This window comes from Streptomyces sp. NPDC002580, from assembly GCF_042889485.1.
Taxonomy (GTDB): Bacteria; Actinomycetota; Actinomycetes; order Streptomycetales; family Streptomycetaceae; genus Streptomyces.
This window is the reverse complement of the sequence record NZ_JBIAQZ010000003.1, coordinates 198,278-203,178: the sequence shown is the minus strand read 5'-3', so window position 1 is coordinate 203,178 and position 4,901 is coordinate 198,278. Positions and strand designations below refer to the sequence as shown.

General features: G+C 68.4%; 5 protein-coding genes. 3 read left to right on the top strand and 2 right to left on the bottom strand.

The window, feature by feature from the left end; genetic code table 11:
* Window positions 1-216: 216 nt before the first annotated feature.
* Window positions 217-1,554: an MATE family efflux transporter gene (locus tag ACFYW7_RS11860; protein ID WP_389500770.1), complete on the bottom strand. Its 1,338-nt coding sequence runs from the start codon at window positions 1,552-1,554 to the stop codon at window positions 217-219.
* Window positions 1,555-2,013: 459 nt separating this feature from the next.
* On the opposite strand from ACFYW7_RS11860, the gene dnaB reads away from it, so the two are divergent.
* From dnaB to ACFYW7_RS11845, 3 genes are read left to right on the top strand one after another with little or no spacing between them, the layout of a single operon-like run.
* Window positions 2,014-3,489, top strand: a complete 1,476-nt coding sequence (gene dnaB, locus ACFYW7_RS11855) for a replicative DNA helicase (protein WP_389500768.1) — start codon at window positions 2,014-2,016, stop codon at window positions 3,487-3,489.
* An 11-nt stretch (window positions 3,490-3,500) separates the two neighbouring features.
* Window positions 3,501-3,695, top strand: a complete 195-nt coding sequence (locus ACFYW7_RS11850) for a hypothetical protein (protein WP_389500767.1) — start codon at window positions 3,501-3,503, stop codon at window positions 3,693-3,695.
* Between the two features lie 9 nt (window positions 3,696-3,704).
* Window positions 3,705-4,337 carry a DUF2461 family protein gene (locus tag ACFYW7_RS11845; protein WP_389500765.1) on the top strand — a complete coding sequence of 211 codons (633 nt, stop codon included), beginning with the start codon at window positions 3,705-3,707 and terminating at the stop codon, window positions 4,335-4,337.
* 58 nt (window positions 4,338-4,395) lie between these two features.
* Here the strand turns inward: ACFYW7_RS11845 and ACFYW7_RS11840 are convergent, their stop codons facing one another.
* Window positions 4,396-4,611, bottom strand: a complete 216-nt coding sequence (locus ACFYW7_RS11840) for a hypothetical protein (RefSeq protein WP_389500763.1) — start codon at window positions 4,609-4,611, stop codon at window positions 4,396-4,398.
* Window positions 4,612-4,901: the final 290 nt, after the last annotated feature.

The following is a 4,901-nucleotide window of genomic DNA, read 5'->3' as shown; positions in this document are numbered from 1 at the left end:
GTCCGGGCGGCCCCCCCGGGGGGGGCCCCGCTTCAAAAATTGGTTGGTCGTGGCCGCCTTGGCCCGCGGCGCGCATTGCCTTAGTGCGGGCCCCCCCCCGGGGGGGGGCCCCCCTTCTGCGTCCCCCTCATGAGTTGGCCCTCGCACGTTCACCGTGACCGCGGGGGATCGTCGTTTCACGTGAAACGACGCCTCGCGTGAGACGGACCCTCTACGTCAGCGCGTCGCGCCCGTGACGATCCAGCCGCCCGATCGTGAACGCAGCCACAGGGTCAGCAACCGCATGGTCATCATCAGCGTCATCGCTCCCCAGAGCGCGGTCAGTCCGCCCCCGAGGAGGGGAACGAGCAGGGCGACGGGAGCGAAGACCGCCAGCGTGAGCAGCATGGCCCAGGCCAGGTAGGGGCCGTCCCCCGCTCCCATCAGGACTCCGTCCAGGACGAAGACGATCCCGCAGACCGGCTGGGAGACAGCCACCATCACCAGTGCGGGAAGCGCCGCGTCCCGGACTCCCGAGTCCCCGCTGAACAGCGGGAGGAACAGTGGGCGGGCCGCGATGACCAGCAGGCCCAGGACGACTCCGGTGACCAGGCCCCACTGCACCATGCGGCGGCACGCCTCACGGGCCCCTCGGGCGTCGTCCGCGCCGAGGTAGCGTCCGATGATGGCCTGTCCCGCGATGGCGATGGCGTCGAGTGCGAAGGCGAGCAGACTCCAGAGGGACAGGATGATCTGGTGGGCCGCCATGTCGGCGTCCCCGAGCCGGGCGGCGACGGCCGTCGCGATCAGGAGGATCGCCCGGAGCGACAACGTCCGGACGAGCAGTGGGGCGCCCGCCTGGGCGCAGGCCCGTATTCCGGTGGAATCGGGCCGAAGGGAGGCGCCGTGCTTACGGGCCCCACGGACGACGACGTTCAGATAGACGGCGGCCATGCCGCATTGAGCGATGACGGTGCCCCAGGCGGAACCCGCGATGCCGAGACCGGCGCCGTAGACAAGGACCGTGTTGAGGACCGCGTTGGCGACGAAGCCTCCGACGGCGACGTACAGGGGGGTCTTCGTGTCCTGGAGCCCACGGAGCACTCCGGTGGCGGCCAGCACGACGAGCATGGCGGGGATGCCGCACGCCGAGATCCGCAGGTAGGTCGTCGCGTAGGGGGCGACGGTGTCGGAGGCGCCGAGCAACTCCATGAGGGAGGGTGCCGCGGGCAGGGTGACAGCGATGACGGCCGCGCCGATGAGAAGGGCGAGCCAGATGCCGTCCATGCCCTGGCGGATCGCGGCTCGCAGATCGCCGGCGCCGACCCGGCGGGCGACGGCTGCCGTGGTGGCGTAGGCGAGAAAGACGAAGACCCCGACGGCCGTCATGAGAAGCGCCGAGGCGACGCCGAGTCCGGCCAGCTGCGCGGTGCCGAGATGGCCGACGACGGCGCTGTCGGCCAGCACGAAGAGAGGCTCGGCGACGAGTGCGCCGAAAGCCGGAACGGCCAGCGCGACGATCTCTCGGTCGTGGCGGCGCCGGGCGGCCCTGGGTGCCGGAGGAGCCTGTGTCATGAGCGCCAATCTAATCTTCCACAGGTAAGAGATGCAATGTGCTAAAGACCCTTACTTTGCGTTGAGTGGGCCCTGTCACGCCGCGCCGTTTGCAGCGATCTTGATCCCACCGGGAAAGTTTTTCTTCTGCACAGCCGGTGGATGGGGAAATGCCAGGTCAGGGCATGTGCGCGAGAGGAGGTGAGGGCTTGTTCACAGGCCTGTCCACCGGGTCGTGCACAGGTTTCGCGGAGTTCTCCACAGCATCGGGGCCGTCGTCCACATGGCCTGTGGATAACCAGATTGGCTGACGGTGCCTGCGGGCCTACCGTGGTGCGGCGCCCGTTCTCTTTTCCGTCATCGGAAACCATGCAAAACCGACGCGTGAGAACTGGAGTTGGGCCGCTCAGATGTCAGTGCCGTGCCGTAGAAATTAAGGGCACTGCTAGGTCCGCTCCGCGGACGGGAGGAGGTGGCTCGGTGAGTATTTCCGAGCCCTTGGACGACCCCTGGGCGGACAGTGGTCCCAGTGATCGTCTGCCCTCGTCCCGCCGACGCGGGGGCGGTGGGCGTGGCCGGGACGAGCAGCACGACCGCGACCAGGACAACGGGTCATGGGAAAGCGGCGGCTCGTCCTTCGAGCGGGTTCCTCCGCAGGACCTCGATGCCGAGCAGTCCGTCCTCGGCGGCATGCTCCTGTCGAAGGACGCCATCGCCGATGTCGTCGAGGTGCTGAAGGGCCACGACTTCTACCGGCCGGCGCACGAGACGATCTACGGAGCCATCCTCGACCTGTACGCGAAGGGTGAGCCGGCCGACCCCATCACGGTCGCGGCCGAACTCACCAAGCGCGGCGAGATCACGAAGGTCGGCGGCCCGCCGTATCTGCACACGCTGGTGCAGACGGTTCCGACCGCGGCGAACGCCGAGTACTACGCGGAGATCGTGCACGAACGGGCGGTCCTGCGCCGCCTGGTCGAAGCGGGCACGCGTATCACCCAGATGGGCTACGCGGCCGACGGTGACGTCGATGAGATCGTCAACAGTGCCCAGGCGGAGATCTACGCGGTCACCGAGCAGCGCACCACCGAGGACTATCTGCCGCTCGGCGACATCATGGAGGGCGCGCTCGACGAGATCGAGGCGATCGGATCGCGTTCGGGCGAGATGACCGGTGTGCCGACCGGCTTCACCGACCTCGACTCGCTCACCAACGGTCTGCATCCCGGCCAGATGATCATCATTGCGGCTCGTCCCGCCATGGGTAAGTCGACGCTGGCCCTGGACTTCGCCAGGACCTGTTCGATCAAGCACAACATGCCCAGCGTGATCTTCTCGCTCGAAATGGGCCGCAACGAGATCGCGATGCGTCTGCTGTCGGCCGAGGCGCGGGTGGCCCTGCATCACATGCGCTCCGGCACGATGACCGACGAGGACTGGACCCGGCTCGCCCGCCGGATGCCGGACGTGTCGGCCGCCCCTCTCTACATCGACGACTCCCCGAACCTGTCGATGATGGAGATCCGTGCCAAGTGCCGCCGCCTCAAGCAGCGTGCCGACCTCAAGCTCGTCGTCATCGACTACCTCCAGCTGATGCAGTCGGGCGGCAAGCGCTCCGAGAGCCGCCAGCAGGAGGTGTCCGACATGTCGCGAAACCTGAAGCTGCTGGCCAAGGAGCTGGAGCTGCCGGTGATCGCGCTGTCGCAGCTCAACCGTGGTCCCGAGCAGCGTACGGACAAGAAGCCCATGGTCTCCGACCTGCGTGAGTCCGGGTCGATCGAGCAGGACGCGGACATGGTCATCCTGCTCCACCGCGAGGACGCGTACGAGAAGGAGTCACCCCGCGCCGGCGAGGCCGACATCATCGTCGGCAAGCACCGTAACGGTCCGACGGCCACGATCACCGTGGCCTTCCAAGGTCACTACTCACGCTTCGTGGACATGGCACAGACCTGATCCGGCGCCCTGTGGGATCTCAAGTTCGGCTGCACAATCTCGCCGCCCGCTTCATATCGACTGCACTCTCCGTGTTCCTCGACGAACTCGCCCACCGCACACGGCACATCGAACTGGCCGGCGAGCCCCGCCGCAGCACCTCCCACCGTGTCTGGGGCCAAGCCTCCCTGCCCCTTTCACTCTCCGCGCGCGGATCCATGGGTTAGCCTGCGCGCATGCGCGGACAGTTCACCGGCTGGCCGGAGCAGGCCATGGACGTGTTGTGGCAGCTCCAGGGCGAACCGACCCACGCGACCCGCGAGCGCTACCGCGTGGACCGCGAACGCCTGGTCCGGCAGCCGATGATCGCCCTGCTCAACGAGGTCGCGGACACCGACCCCCGGTACGAGGACTTCTCCGTCTGGCACTACCGCACCAACTCCTGGTGGTGGCAGCACCAGGGCGCGGTGATCCGGCTCGGCCGCAAGATCGAGATCGGTCTCCGGTTCTCCCTGGACGGCCTGCGGATCCAGGGCGCCTGGTGGTACCCCGATCCCGGCCAGGTGGACATGTTCCGCAAAGCCGTGGCCTCCGAGGGGAGCGGACGCGAACTGTCCGCCATCGTCGAGGACGTACGGAAGAAGGGCTACGACATCTCCGGGGACGTGATGAAACGCTCCCCGCGCGGCTATCCGACAGACCACTCCCGTACGAACCTGCTGCGCCACCGTTCTCTGATCGCCGCCCGTCCCCTCGGCTGCGAGGAGTGGCTGCACACCCCCGAGGCGGTCGACCGAGTCCTCTTGGCCGCCGCTGACCTGGACGCCCTGCTGTTGTGGCTGGTCCGCCACGTGAAGCGCGCCGCCTGACGTCAGAGGGCCCCGCGCGGCACGGGAGGAACCAAACCCGTGCCATCGGCCCCCGCGCTCAGAAGGTGACGCGCACCTTCAGCGCCGACCGGTGGTCCATCGCCCGATGGCCGTCCGGCACCTCGGGCAGGGAGACGGCATGGTCGAAGAGCGGCCCCGGATCGAGGACCTCGGAGAGCACATCCGGCAGGAGTTTGGGAATGTAGAGGTGGCCTGGGGCGATGCCCCCGCGCAGCGCGATGATGCGGTCGAACATCCGGCGCAGAACGCCCACCGCGTTTCCGCCGTACGGCGCCACCGCACAACCGACCGCACCGCCGTCCTGGGTGATAGCGGGCCGTGAGACACCGCAGGTTAGCGGTCTGCCCGTCCGGAGCGGCCTCAGTAAACCCGGCGGGGATGCACCGAGAGCTGAGACAACCGCAGATGAAGCAGCGTGAGACACCGCGAGAAGTTGCAGGTCATAGCCTCGGCGTATGCAACGAAGCGGGGGGGGGGGGGGGCCCCCCCCCGGGGGGGGGGGGGGGGGGGGGGGCGGCGGGGGGGGGGCACAGCACAGGCGGG